Below are 13,030 nucleotides of genomic sequence, written 5' to 3'. Positions count from 1 at the left end.
CGCACAGGAGTGAATAAATGATCCGTTCTTTGTGGATTGCAAAAACCGGCTTGAATGCTCAGCAAACCAATATGGACGTTATTTCCAATAACTTGGCAAACGTCAGCACCAATGGTTTCAAGCGTCAGCGTGCGGTATTTGAAGACTTGATGTATCAAACAGTTCGTCAGCCTGGTGCTCAATCTTCAGAGCAAACCATGCTGCCGTCCGGTTTGCAGCTAGGTACGGGTGTTCGTCCGGTATCAACAGAACGTATTCATACCCAAGGGACCTTTTCCGAAACGGGCAACTCTAAAGACGTTGCGATTAAAGGTCAGGGATTCTTTCAGGTCCAGTTGCCTGATGGGACAACGGCTTACACGCGTGACGGTGCCTTCCAGCTTGATGGTAACGGCCAGTTAGTAACGTCTAGCGGTTATCAGGTTCAGCCTGCTATTACTGTTCCGGCGAATGCGACAGAACTGAATATTGGTCGTGACGGTATTGTCAGCGTTAAAGTGCAGGGACAGGCGGCAACAAACCAGATTGGCCAGTTGACGCTGACAACCTTTATTAACGATAGCGGCCTTGAAAGCATTGGTGAGAACCTGTACCTGGAAACGGCGAGTTCAGGTGCGCCAAATGAAACGAACCCAGGTTTGAATGGCGCAGGTCTGCTGTATCAGAAATATGTCGAAACCTCCAACGTGAATGTGGCAGAGGAATTGGTATCGATGATTCAGACTCAGCGTGCTTACGAAATCAACAGTAAAGCAATTTCTTCTTCTGACCAGATGCTGCAGAAATTGACCCAACTGTAATGGGTAACCCGCTAATTTCAGGAGCGAGAGCGAGTGCTCTGGCCTGATAGTAGCAATGTAGACAGTGTTTAACGGGGTAATGATAACCATAGGTACCCGATGAGTGGGCCTGTATGGTTTTGATTTACCCCGTAAATATGTGAAATAGATTAATTTAAGGCGATATCCGCAGTGATAATGAATGCAAAGTCGGTTATCAAACCACTCCGCCGACACCGTCTGTTGGCATTGATCGCGATGTTAGCACTTAACGGTTGCGCCTATATTCCGCATGATAAAGTTGTCACTGGGCCTACGACTGCTCAGCCTGGATCGCCCGTATTAGCGGGTCCTAATGGCTCTATTTTCCAAACTGTACAGCCGATGAATTATGGCTACCAGCCGATGTTTGAGGATCGTCGCCCACGTAATATTGGCGACACATTGACGATCGTGTTGCAGGAAAATGTGAGCGCCAGTAAAAGCTCGTCAGCCAATGCTGCTCGTAATGGTTCTTCAACGTTCGGTGCAACGGTGGTACCGCGTTATCTTGACGGGCCGTTGGGTAATAATCGTGCGTCGCTGAATGCGACAGGAACGAATGACTTCACTGGGCAAGGTGGTGCGAATGCGAACAACACCTTCAGTGGTACGATTACCGTTACGGTTGGCCAAGTATTAGCTAATGGCAATCTACAGGTCGTTGGCGAAAAACAAATTGCAATTAATCAGGGAACAGAGTTTATCCGTTTCTCTGGGGTAGTTAATCCGAGAACTATTAGCGGTAACAACTCGGTACCATCAACCCAGGTTGCGGATGCGCGCATTGAATATGTCGGTAATGGCTATATTAACGAAGCGCAAAACATGGGCTGGTTACAGCGGTTCTTCCTCAATGTTTCTCCGTTCTAAGCTTAAGAGGCCTGCCATGCGGATTGCATCATTTTTCACTGTACTGCTGACGTTACTGACGCTGAATATTGCCCCTGCGTCGGCAGAGAGAATTCGCGATCTGGTGAATATCCAGGGCGTACGCGGTAATGCGTTAATTGGTTATGGGTTAGTGGTTGGTCTCGATGGTTCTGGTGACCAAACCATGCAGACGCCGTTTACGACGCAAAGCTTAACTAACATGCTTTCCCAGTTGGGGATTACCGTTCCTGCCGGAACCAACATGCAGTTGAAGAATGTGGCGGCGGTGATGGTAACGGCGGAACTTCCGCCTTTTGGCAGAACAGGCCAAAATATTGATGTCGTTGTGTCATCACTTGGTAATGCGAAGAGTTTGCGCGGCGGGACGCTGTTAATGACCCCATTAAAAGGGGTGGACAATCAGGTCTACGCTTTGGCGCAGGGGAACGTTTTGGTTGGTGGTGCCGGTGCTTCCGCTGGCGGAAGTAGTGTTCAGGTTAACCAACTTGCCGGCGGACGAATCAGTAACGGTGCAATTATTGAGCGAGAGTTACCGAGTACGTTTGGCTCGTCAAATACGATAATGCTGCAACTGAAGAACGATGATTTCTCGATGGCGCAGAAAGTCAGCGATGCAATCAATCGCTCTGGATACGGTGGTACAGCGACTCCGCTGGATTCTCGTACCATTCAGGTACTTGCTCCGCATGGCAACAGCTCTCAAGTTCGTTTTTTGGCTGATGTCCAGAATATTGAAGTCAACGTCGGTATTCAGGATGCCAAGGTAATTATTAATTCTCGTACCGGATCTGTCGTGATGAACCGTGATGTTACGCTGGATAGCTGTGCTATCGCCCAGGGTAACCTCTCTGTGACGATCAATCAGCAGGCCAATGTCAGCCAACCTAATACCCCATTTGGCGGTGGTCAGACAGTGGTAACGCCGCAAACAGAGATTTCGGTTCAGCAAGCGGGTGGTGCTTTACAGCGTGTCAATTCCAGCGCCAACCTCAACAACGTCGTACGTGCACTGAATTCTTTGGGCGCGACGCCGATGGAGCTGATGTCTATTCTGCAGGCGATGCAAAGCGCTGGCTGCTTGCGTGCCAAACTGGAAATTATCTGATGAGTGATATGCAGACGCTGAATAATGCGGCCTATGATGCGCAATCCCTGAATACGTTGAAGCGTGAAGTTTCAGGTAATCCTCAAAGCAAAGAGGGCATTAGGGCGGTTGCGCAACAAATGGAAGGCGTGTTTGTACAATTGATGATGAAAAGTATGCGTTCAGCAATTCCGCAGGACGGTCTTTTCAACAGCGATCAGACGCGTCTGTATACCTCAATGTATGACCAGCAAATTGCTCAAGAGATCTCAACTAAGGGCAAGGGGCTTGGGCTCGCGGATGTTATGGTTGAGCAATTGACCCGACAATCCCCAGAGGCTACCGCGGCTAAAGCCGCTGTTCCGTCTGTTCCATTAACATTTGATGGTGATGTACTCAAAAGCATGCCAACTGCGGCCGTGGAGCAGATGGTACGTAAATCGCTGCCCAAATTGCCTACTACGGGTTCAGTGTTGCCGCTATCCAATAGTAATTTTGTGTCTCAGATTTCCTTACCTGCTCAGATTGCCAGCCAGCATAGTGGCATACCTCATCACCTTATCATCGCTCAGGCTGCGCTTGAATCTGGTTGGGGGCAACGCGAAATCCCTACCGAGGACGGGCGTCCAAGTCATAATCTGTTCGGTATCAAAGCTGGCAGCAGCTGGAATGGGCCGACAACAGAGATAACGACGACAGAGTATGAGCAAGGTGTGGCCAAAAAAGTAAAAGCCAGCTTCAGGGTGTACGATTCCTATATTGAAGCTATTGGTGACTATGTGAAATTGTTGACCAATAACCCACGCTATTCTGCAGTGATGAGCGCCGGAACGGCTGAGCAAGCTGCTCATGCGTTACAAAAGGCGGGTTATGCAACGGACCCACAATATGCCCAAAAACTGGTTAGCATGATCCAGCAAATGAAGAATTCGGGTGAGAAAGTAGCGAAAGCCTACACTCACGATTTGAGTCGGCTATTTTGATTTTTTTATTCAAGATTTGCGCTTCCTGACCGATATAGTAATTAACTTATGTAGCGTATTTGCTGCTTTCAGCATTTGGTTAATCGCGCAGGGCGAAAAAAGCCTGTGTAAAAGGAACAACACCTTATGTCCAATTTAATTAACACCGCGATGAGTGGCTTAAAAGGTGCACAGATTGCGCTGAGTACCGTGAGTAACAACATTAGTAATCAGGCTGTTACTGGGTATAGCCGCCAAAATGCGATACTCGAGCAGGCTATTAGCAGCAGCACATCCGCTGGGTATATTGGTAACGGTGTTAATGTTGTTAGCGTCAATCGCCAATACAACGAATTTATCACCAATCAATTACGTGCTGCGCAAACAACAAGCAGCTCGGTTTCTGCTTACTACGAGCAAATTTCCAAGATCGATAATCTGTTGGCTAGCAGCACAACGAGCCTGTCATCAACGATTCAGGGGTTCTTTTCTAACCTGCAAAACCTCACCAGTAACGCGGGCGACTCGTCGACTCGTCAAACTGTACTGGGCAAAGCTGAAGGGCTGGTAAACCAATTCAAGGTCACGGATAAATACCTGCGTGACATGGACAGCGGGCTGAATACACAGATTCAAAGTACTGTTGGCCAAATTAATACGTATACCGACCAGATCGCATCGTTAAACAACGAAATCACGAAACTAATGGGCGCAAATAGTGGCACGATGCCTAACGATTTGCTCGATCAACGAGATCTTCTTGTCGATCAGCTCAATAAATTAGTGGGTGTTGATGTTACCGTTCAGGATGGGACGGTTTATAACGTTGCATTAAAGAACGGTACTAATCTGGTTCAGGCTGGAACAAGCAATGAGCTGGTAGCCATCGGTTCAAGCAATGATCCAACGCGTCTGACTATTGGATATAAAGACCAGACAAACGATGTTGTCTCATTAAATGAGAGTACGTTAACTGGCGGTTCATTAGGTGGCTTGCTTTCTTTCCGCACTGAAACGCTAGATGAAGCACGTGGCCAGTTAGGGCAGTTAGCGCTGGCATTTGCCGATGCGTTCAATACCCAACATCAGCAAGGTTACGATCGCAATGGTGTTAAAGGCGGCGATTTCTTCTCTTTTGGTAAGGCTGTCGTTCAAAACGACAGTAAGAACGGGGGGAACGCGACGTTAACTCCGTCTTACACCGATACCAAAGATGTTCAGGCAACTAATTATGCAATTAAATACGATGGCGTTAATTGGCAAGTAACCCGTTTATCTGATAATTCAAAATTCACTGCGGCGGTGGATACCTCTGATAACAGCCTGAGCTTTGATGGCGTCAAAATGGCTATCACAGGGACGCCTGCAACGAATGACAGCTTCCTGCTTAAGCCGGTTAATGACGTCATTATCGATATGGCAGTAGCTGTTTCAGATCCTAATAAAATTGCGGCGGCATCCGTTAAGCTTGACGAAAATGGTGCCCCGGTTTTGGACGCAAGCGGTAATCCTGTCTTTGGCGGTGTGAGTGATAACACGAATGCTAAGGCACTGCTTGCTCTGCAAAATGAGAAAATTGTAGGCGGGAAAGCGAGCGTTTCCGGAGCCTATGCTAGTCTGGTCGGTACAATTGGTAACCAAACTAGCACGTTGAAGATAAATAATACATCGCAGCAAAACGTTGTTAAGCAGCTGACGGCAGAACAGCAGTCAGTATCCGGTGTAAACCTGGATGAAGAGTACGGCGATCTGATGCGTTATCAGCAATATTATATGGCAAATGCTCAAGTCATCAAAACAGCACAATCTATATTCGATGCGCTTTTAGCTGCTCGTAACTAGTTTGACCATTTGATTGAGAGGAATTAATACCATGCGTTTAAGTACCAGCATGATATATCAGCAAAATATGCAAGGCATTATTAATGGTCAGGCAACGTGGCAAAAAACAGGTGAGCAGTTAGCAACGGGAAAACGTGTCGTAAACCCATCAGATGATCCGATTGCAGCAGCGAATGTTATCATGCTTGGCCAGGCTCAGTCGGAGAACAGCCAATATACGCTAGCGCGTACGTTTGCTAAGCAAAGTATGTCTCTGGAAGAGTCTATTTTAAGCAAAAGTACTACTACGATCACTAGTGCATTAAGTGAAGTAATCAAGGCGGGCGGTACTAATAATGATGATAACCGCAGCTCAATCGCAGCATCGTTACGTGGTATGAAAGCTGAATTGCTTAATATGGCTAATAGTACTGATGGTAATGGTAATTATATTTTTTCCGGTTATGAAACTGATAAAACACCCTTTGTCGAAGGTGCATCTGGTATCGAATATCAAGGTGGATATCAGGCTATTTCACAACAAGTGGACTCTTCTCGTTCTATGACGGTGAGCCATATTGGTTCTGACGTATTTATGCGCGCAACTGGTGGTGCAAAAACTGAACCTGATGGTAGCGTACAGGCTGATTTGTTTGAAAGCCTCGATATTGCTATCAAAGCGCTAGAAACTCCGCTCGATGGTGCAGATGATGCAACAAAGGAAAGTGTTGCTGCTGCAATGAATACGGCAAATCGCGGCTTAAATAATTCATTGAGTAATATTTCGTCTGCCCGTGCTGAGCTGGGCATTCAGCTCAATGAAATTGATAATCTTGATGCTATTGGTAAAGATCGCGATGTAGCAAACAAAACGACATTGTCGCAATTACAGGATACTGACTGGGTTGAGGCGATTTCTTCTTACATGATGCAGATGTCTTCTTTGCAAGCTTCTTACACAACGTTTCAGAACATGCAGGGAATGTCGTTGTTCCAGATGAAATAGTAGTAATAGAGGATATTCATCTATTCTACTTTACGATTTGAATACGCTTAAACCGGGCGTATTTTTTAGGCGTGTCACTCCCTTCATTATATTGAATGGATGACATGCCATTTTTTATTCCTCCTATCATCCCCCACTTCTCTCTGGCATCTCGTTTATATAACACCTGTTTCTTTAGCGGATAGATTATTTTAGTGCATCGATTTCTGGCGCAACTTCCTACACGTGATTTGGCAAAGTCACAGCTTTGCATAGCCATATGACAAGTCGCGATAGGATGTTGAAGCGAGGAATAAATATACGCGCACGATATGAGTATTGGCCTAATATCGACCACTACGGATTTCTTAATTTTATTATTGGGAGCTAGGGCTTGATAGCTGAGTGAGAATATCAGCGAGTAAGTCGAATACTTCGCTGAATAAATGCTCTGCAAAGGGGGGAACTAGTGGGAGTAATAAACCCAGCGTCATAATTCCCACTGTGAGTGTAATCGGGAAACCAACGACAAATATCGAGAGTTGAGGTGCCATGCGGTTAAGCATACCTAATGCCAGGTTAATGGTCAGCAATAAGGTTATGAGTGGCAATGCCAACATCAATCCATTAATAAAGATTAACCCGCCGGCGCGCGCAAGAGCGAGGAAGGCATGGCTGTTAACAGGGTTGGAGCTGATTGGCAGAGTATAGAAACTATCTGCTAATAGCGAAATCATCCAGAGGTGCCCATCAAAGGTTAAGAATAATAAGATCGCAAGAATATTCAGGAAACGGGCGACTACCTGCATATTCGGGCCGCCAGTGGGATCAAAGAAGGTTGCAAAAGCGAGCCCCATCTGCAAGCCAATGAGTTCGCCAGCATGGCGAATAGCGGCAAATGCTAATTGCATTGATAGGCCGAGCGTAACGCCGATGAGAATTTGCTGTATTAACAGCCATACACCTGCGACGGAAAAAATAGGCGTAGTGTTTAACGGCAAATAGGGCGCAACGAGTAGGGTAATCAGTACGCCCAGACCGATCTTTACCCGATTGCCAATCGCTCTTTCGTTAAAAACAGGTGCGGTACTGATCAGTGCGAGAATTCTGACAAAAGGCCAGAAAAACTGGCTAACCCAATTCACCATGTCCCAACTGTTAAACGTCAGCATGATTACCCAATAATATTAGGTAATTGGCCGAATAGTGTTCGCATATAGTCCAGCATGAGGTTTAACATCCAGGGACCCGCGATCACTAAGGTGAAGAAGACCGTTAGGATTTTAGGGATAAATGACAGCGTCATTTCGTTTATCTGGGTGGCAGCCTGCAAGAGACTAATCGTCAACCCGCTGAGCAGTGCCGCCATCAGGGGGGGGGCTGCCAACGCCAATGCTACCTTCATTGCTTCATAGCCAAGCGCCATCACCGATTCTGGTGTCATAGTCGCATTCCTCTATCCGTTTAACTATAAAAACTTTGGGCTAATGAACCGAGTAGCAGCTGCCAGCCATCGACTAATACGAAAAGCATGAGTTTAAAAGGCAATGAAATGGTTGCCGGAGGAACCATCATCATCCCTAGCGCCATCAATACGCTGGCAACAACGAGGTCAATGATGAGGAAAGGGATAAATACGGTGAAACCAATTTGGAAAGCAGTTTTTAGCTCACTTGTTACAAATGCGGGGAGCAGTACACGCATAGGCACCGCTTCAGGTCCTTGGATTTCTGGAATCTCTGCCAGCCGGGTAAATAACGCCAGATCGGTTTCCCGGGTCTGCCGCAGCATGAACTCGCGCACGGGTTCCGCGCCACGTTCTATGGCGACTTCCATGCTGATTTGATCCTGACTGAAGGGAAGATAAGCTTCGTCATAAACGCGGTTTAATACCGGCGACATGACAAAGAATGTCAGGAAAAGCGTCAAGCCGAGCAATACCTGGTTCGGTGGTGCGGTTGGCGTACCCAGCGCGTTACGTAACAAGCTTAGTACAATGATGATTCGGGTGAAGCTGGTCATCATTAACAATGCAGCAGGAATAAACGTTAATGACGTGAGTAAAACCAGCGTCTGTACGGATAGCGTCCAGCTTTGTCCACCGTTAGGTAGAGGTTGCGTCACAATACCGGGAAGCTGTGCCCACACCGATGGTGCCATGAACAATAAACCGATGGCTAAACCGTAGCGCAGTGTGCGGAGCAGGGCGGTGATACAAGAATAATTAGGCAAGGCACTCATTCCGATTTTTCCGGACGCTTTAAAACTTTCTTTAACAGTTGATTGAAATCTACCGGTTTGGTGTCACCAGTTGGGGAACTGTCGTTGGTTGGTTGTGCTGGAAGTGTATGCAGCGGCGTGATTTGCTGAGCCGTAACACCTAACACCAGCCAGGTATTATCAACTTCTACAATAACGACACGTTCACGCTGCCCGACAGGGCAACTGGATACGACTTTTAGCAACTTGTTTTGCTTGGCTTGGGGAGCAAAACCGAGTTTGCGAGCTAGCCAGGCAATCAGCAGAATAAATAATAAAATACCAGCTAGCACGCTACCAACCTGTGTCAGTAACATGCTGCCGGTAAGGGGAGGCTCAGTAACAAGTGTTGACTGCTGACTTGCTACTGGAGCCGGAGATGATATCGAGGCTATTGCCATTAACGACTCAGGCGGCGCATACGTTCGGATGGTGTGATGATATCTGTAATACGAACACCGTACTTGTCAGATACAACAACAACTTCTCCCTGGGCAATCAGATAGCCATTGATCAGGATATCCAACGGTTCACCTGCTAAGCCATCAAGTGCAACAACGGAGCCCTGAGTCAGGCGCAGTAACTCTTTTATCGTCATTTTAGTCCGGCCAAGCTCAACGGTGAGTTTGACAGGAATATCCAATATCAGGTCGATATCCTGCAGAGCACCCAGCGGATCATGACCGTCTAGCGACTTAAAAATGCCTTCCGTTGTCGCGGCCGGTTTTTCTGCAGCCTGCTGCTCGTTAAATGCATCAGCCCACAGATCGTCCACTGATTCCTTGTCGTCGGACGGTTTCTTGGTGTCACTCATGGGGCTGTTCCTCGTTATCCAGAGAATTCAATATAGGGTTAATCAAATGTTCAACACGTAGGGCATATTGCCCGTTTAATGTGCCATATTGGCTGGTCAGCACGGGCACACCGTCAACATGAGCAACGATTTTGTCAGGTTTGTCGATCGGTAAGACATCACCGGGCTGTAGCTTCAGAATCTTGGAAAGTCGCAGCGGAATATCAACAAAGCTTGCAACCAATTCCAATTCGGAATGCTGTACCTGCTTGGCTAAGGTGTCCCGCCAGCTCTGATCTTCCTGACGTGAGTTTTCCAATGGCGGATTCGCGAGCAGTTCACGCAGCGGCTCGATCATTGAAAAAGGAATACAGATGTTAAATTCACCGGTCAGCGAACCGATCTCAACATGAAACGGTGTCGTCACGACGATATCATTAGGTGACGTCGTGATGTTGGTAAACTTGACCTGCATTTCTGAACGTACATATTCGATGTCAAGTTTGTAAATCGCATTCCAGGCTTCACCATAAGCCTCCAGAGCAAGGCGCAACATACGCTTAACGACACGCTGCTCTGTATGAGTAAATTCACGCCCTTCAACTTTTGTCGGGAAGCGCCCGTCACCACCGAATAGGTTATCTACGGCGATAAATACCAGGCTTGGTGAAAATACAAATAATGCGGTACCACGTAGTGGTTTTAAGTGAATCAGATTCAGGTTTGTCGGTACGGGAAGGTTCCTGGCAAACTCATGATAAGGCTGGATCTTGATCGCACCTACAGTGATATCAGGACTACGACGTAACAGGTTAAACAATCCCATTCGGAATTGACGCGCAAAGCGCTCATTAATGATTTCTAATGCCTGTAAACGCTCGCGGATAACACGTCGTTGAGTATTCGGATCATAGGGCTTGACGCCCCCATCCACTTTTGACGACGCATTCGCATCAGCGTCGCTATCGCCGCTGTCGCCATTTAATAATGCATCAATTTCTGCTTGTGAAAGAATGCTATCGCCCATAATGGTTACCGCAGTATAAAGGCCGTGAACAGAACATCAGTAACGACCTGGTTAGGTTGACCAGGAACTAATGGCGGGCTTAGCACTTGCTTAATTTGCTCTATCAGCTTCTGTTTACCTTGCTCATTGGCAAGCGCAATCGCGTCCTGACGAGAAAGCAGTAATAACAGTCGGCTGCGAACTTCTGGCAGATAATTAGTAAACCGTGTACGCGTAGCTTCATCTGGTAAACGCAGCGTGAATCCAACATACAACACGCGGTCAGGGTCATTATCTGCATTGACGAGATTAACGGTAAAAGTATCCAGTGGCATGAAAACAGGCTCTGGCGGTGGCGGTGCTTCCTGCTCAGCCGTTGCTGCGTTTTTCTGATTTAATAGCCACCAGGCGGCGCCCGCAGCACCAGTTGCAGCGAGAGCAACGATAATCAGTAGTATTAGCCAAATAGACCGTTTACGTCCTGGTCGAACTTGCATATCAGACATAGCCAAAGATAGTTCCCGTTACTTATCGATATTTACTGCCGGATGGAACCAGCAATAAATAAATGCGTAATGTCGATGATTATCCTGCCTATTGCAATGTTCAATACAGAGAATAGGCAGGGAAAATCGTGCTAACTTATTCGTTTACTTCACTTTCAGGCAAAGATATCAACGCCGTTGACGGATGATGCCATTGATCTTAACTGTTCTGGTACGTCTAATAATTCACTTGTGCTTTCTGATGAATGGCCAAATTGTTGTTGGTAAGATGGGCCACGGTTATTGCCATCATTGTTATTACCCGCCATTTGCTGCTGCCAGGCAGAGGAATCACTGCCTACGCTGCTCTGACCAAGGTTAATTCCGCTCTCTGCCATCGCATTACGCAGGTGAGGCAGCGCAGCTTCCAGCGCTGAGCGAACCTGGCTGTTTGCTGAAGCCAGATGAATTTGAGCCTGATTATCATCGATTTTTAGACTGATGTGCAGGGCGCCCAATTCCTGTGGGTTCAAACGTAACTCTGCGGTCTGCTGACCATTACGGCTGAACATAATGATTTGCTGGCCCAATGCGTCTTGCCATTGTGGTGAACCAAATGGTGCGTTCAGTTGAGCACTCGCTGCCTGAGGGGCTGGCGTGGTCGTTCCCACCGAGGCTGGCTGAATATGCATAGCCTGTGCGACAGGTGGCGTTGTTTGAGACGCGCCGTTGCCTAATGCAGAGACTGATTCAGACACATTGCGATCGCCCGCAAGGGAATTTGGCGTCGTTAGCGCAAACTTTGCAGCCTCATCAGCAGACTCGGTTGTTGTTGATACGGTTTGCTTGGCTGCATGATGCAGATCGCGTGATATGCCTGCATCTTTATCTGAGGTCACTGAAGCGTCGAGCAATTTTGCCAGTGTGCCTTTAGCACTTTCACCCGTAGTGTTTAGTACTGATGCGGATGCTTCATTCTGGCGTTTAGCGTCAATGAGTCCCGGAATCGTTAAACCTGCATTTACGGCATTCGCTGCAATATTATCAGCGGCAGGTTGTGTAGGAAGCGGCGTTGTCTGCAACATGGCAAGCAGCGCCTGCATGGCGATAGTGTCATCTGTCGTGCTGCCACTCTCTTTTTTATCCAGACTCTTACACTTCGCCAGTCCTACAATTTCTGGATTTTGCTTACCCGCTGTAATCGTTGCTCCCGTGAGAGAACTGAAAGAAGAAAGCAGGGCATTTAAATCGTCACGGCTAAGCGAAGCATTATCTTTCCCTAATGCGCTTAACAGGGCTTCTTCGTCTACTTTATCGAGCGTTTTTTTACCCGACGTATCGGCTACTTGTGATATGCGTTTGCTCAACAGATCAACAAAATCTTTTGGCAGCTCACCCTGTGTCAGTAATGAAGCAGAAGAACTGCTTGTATCACTGGCAGTGGTAGCTATAGGTAACGCGGACAGATTCATGATTCTGCTTTCCTCTGTGAGGCCCGTTGGGCAAATTCATCCATTTGTTTTTGTTCTATTTTATTCTCTTTGGCAAGCTGTCTTGTCAGTTCGCGATCCTGCAATTTTTCAAATGCGTTCAAGCGCTGCTGTTTTTCTTGCCAGGTCTTCATTGCTAAATCTAAACGCGATGTCCACTGCGAGAGCTGTTGTCTGTGTTGCTCAATTGCACTGTCCAACGTTCGGATGAATTGCTGATAATTCTGCCAACTATTATTCGCCATACCAGAGGACATCGTCGAGTTCAATTTTTGACGATAGTCATCCTGATAGTTTAACAGCATATTGAGCTGCTGCTCGGCCTGTTGATGTGCCTGACGCACTTGCCCCAACTGGCCTGCTGCTTTCTCAACGTCCTTCTGCGCCAGTTCGCGTAGTGTAACCAGCGGTGACTGGGTTTTCATCTGCTCTC

Annotated in this window: 15 protein-coding genes; 6 read left to right on the top strand and 9 right to left on the bottom strand. The window is 47.2% G+C overall.

Translation table 11 applies throughout. The features are described from left to right. The first annotated feature begins 17 nt into the window (after positions 1–17). From flgG to flgL, 6 genes are all read left to right on the top strand, one after another. The gene (gene flgG, locus HP572_RS11755; RefSeq protein ID WP_010279572.1) at positions 18–800 is read left to right on the top strand and encodes a flagellar basal-body rod protein FlgG; all 783 of its coding nucleotides are present in this window, start codon (positions 18–20) and stop codon (positions 798–800) included. Positions 801–977: 177 nt separating this feature from the next. Continuing rightward, complete coding sequence (gene flgH / locus HP572_RS11750; RefSeq protein ID WP_014915904.1) at positions 978–1,691, top strand: flagellar basal body L-ring protein FlgH; 714 nt, start codon at positions 978–980, stop codon at positions 1,689–1,691. A 16-nt stretch (positions 1,692–1,707) separates the two neighbouring features. Continuing rightward, positions 1,708–2,817, top strand: a complete 1,110-nt coding sequence (locus HP572_RS11745) for a flagellar basal body P-ring protein FlgI (RefSeq protein WP_205554929.1) — start codon at positions 1,708–1,710, stop codon at positions 2,815–2,817. Next, positions 2,817–3,779, top strand: a complete 963-nt coding sequence (gene flgJ / locus HP572_RS11740; RefSeq protein WP_240583276.1) for a flagellar assembly peptidoglycan hydrolase FlgJ — start codon at positions 2,817–2,819, stop codon at positions 3,777–3,779. Before HP572_RS11745 ends, flgJ begins: the two co-directional genes overlap by 1 nt. 126 nt (positions 3,780–3,905) lie before the next feature. Further along, the gene (flgK, locus tag HP572_RS11735; RefSeq protein WP_205554931.1) at positions 3,906–5,600 is read left to right on the top strand and encodes a flagellar hook-associated protein FlgK; all 1,695 of its coding nucleotides are present in this window, start codon (positions 3,906–3,908) and stop codon (positions 5,598–5,600) included. A 31-nt stretch (positions 5,601–5,631) separates the two neighbouring features. After that, positions 5,632–6,585 carry a flagellar hook-associated protein FlgL gene (gene flgL, locus HP572_RS11730; protein WP_205554932.1) on the top strand — a complete coding sequence of 318 codons (954 nt, stop codon included), beginning with the start codon at positions 5,632–5,634 and terminating at the stop codon, positions 6,583–6,585. Between the two features lie 356 nt (positions 6,586–6,941). On the opposite strand, the gene fliR is transcribed toward flgL, so the two are convergent. The 9 genes from fliR to fliJ form a co-directional block, all read right to left on the bottom strand. Beyond that, complete coding sequence (fliR, locus tag HP572_RS11725; protein ID WP_240583275.1) at positions 6,942–7,736, bottom strand: flagellar biosynthetic protein FliR; 795 nt, start codon at positions 7,734–7,736, stop codon at positions 6,942–6,944. Between the two features lie 2 nt (positions 7,737–7,738). Then, complete coding sequence (fliQ, locus tag HP572_RS11720) at positions 7,739–8,008, bottom strand: flagellar biosynthesis protein FliQ (RefSeq protein ID WP_039273449.1); 270 nt, start codon at positions 8,006–8,008, stop codon at positions 7,739–7,741. 20 nt (positions 8,009–8,028) lie between these two features. Next, positions 8,029–8,724, bottom strand: coding sequence for a flagellar type III secretion system pore protein FliP (gene fliP, locus HP572_RS11715; protein WP_172645005.1), 696 nt, complete (start codon positions 8,722–8,724; stop codon positions 8,029–8,031). A 77-nt stretch (positions 8,725–8,801) separates the two neighbouring features. Further along, positions 8,802–9,224, bottom strand: coding sequence for a flagellar biosynthetic protein FliO (gene fliO / locus HP572_RS11710; RefSeq protein ID WP_240583274.1), 423 nt, complete (start codon positions 9,222–9,224; stop codon positions 8,802–8,804). After that, positions 9,224–9,637 (bottom strand): flagellar motor switch protein FliN, encoded by a 414-nt coding sequence (gene fliN / locus HP572_RS11705; RefSeq protein WP_010279616.1) that lies wholly within the window; start codon positions 9,635–9,637, stop codon positions 9,224–9,226. The genes fliO and fliN overlap by 1 nt, the downstream gene beginning before the upstream one ends. Then, entirely contained in the window at positions 9,630–10,643 is a 1,014-nt protein-coding gene (gene fliM / locus HP572_RS11700) for a flagellar motor switch protein FliM (RefSeq protein WP_014915899.1), read from the bottom strand. Before fliM ends, fliN begins: the two co-directional genes overlap by 8 nt. Positions 10,644–10,648: 5 nt before the next feature. Then, positions 10,649–11,128, bottom strand: a complete 480-nt coding sequence (fliL, locus tag HP572_RS11695; protein WP_010279620.1) for a flagellar basal body-associated protein FliL — start codon at positions 11,126–11,128, stop codon at positions 10,649–10,651. A gap of 155 nt (positions 11,129–11,283) precedes the next feature. Continuing rightward, the gene (locus tag HP572_RS11690; RefSeq protein ID WP_240583273.1) at positions 11,284–12,579 is read right to left on the bottom strand and encodes a flagellar hook-length control protein FliK; all 1,296 of its coding nucleotides are present in this window, start codon (positions 12,577–12,579) and stop codon (positions 11,284–11,286) included. Continuing rightward, positions 12,576–13,022 carry a flagellar export protein FliJ gene (fliJ, locus tag HP572_RS11685; RefSeq protein WP_010279625.1) on the bottom strand — a complete coding sequence of 149 codons (447 nt, stop codon included), beginning with the start codon at positions 13,020–13,022 and terminating at the stop codon, positions 12,576–12,578. The genes HP572_RS11690 and fliJ overlap by 4 nt, the downstream gene beginning before the upstream one ends. Positions 13,023–13,030 lie beyond the last annotated feature (8 nt).

Source organism: Pectobacterium sp. PL64 (assembly GCF_022477975.1).
Classification (GTDB): Bacteria; Pseudomonadota; Gammaproteobacteria; order Enterobacterales; family Enterobacteriaceae; genus Pectobacterium; species Pectobacterium jejuense.
The sequence above is the reverse complement of the archived record's forward strand: the minus strand, read 5'-3'. Positions and strand labels throughout refer to the sequence as shown.